1 pseudogene is annotated in these 291 nt (G+C 16.2%); it reads left to right on the plus strand.

Annotated elements, in window-relative coordinates:
* Positions 1-18: 18 nt before the first annotated feature.
* Positions 19-291 (plus strand): annotated as a pseudogene (locus tag M8044_RS02655) (hypothetical protein); the annotation flags it as partial.

Raw genomic sequence — 291 nt, forward strand, 5'->3', positions numbered from 1 at the left:
TTTTTAAGTTAAGAAAATATGATGATGATTAAATATCTTTTTTCTTTTTCTTATTTAAAAGCTTTTGGTTCTTTTTTTTATGTTTTATTTCATCATATTTGTTTTACTCAATCATCTTTATTATTTGGTTTTAATGTTGGTTGGGATAAAAATTTTTTAATTTTTTTTAATTTTATTAAAATTATTTTAGTTTTTCTTTGGAATAAATTAACCTTTTTTTTACCCTTTTTACAATTATTGGAATTTTTCTTTGATTTTTTTTTAAAAGTTTGTGATACTTTTAAAAAAATA

Origin of the sequence: Columbia Basin potato purple top phytoplasma, assembly GCF_028595955.1 — a bacterium.
Lineage (GTDB): Bacteria > Bacillota_I > Bacilli_A > Acholeplasmatales > Acholeplasmataceae > Phytoplasma.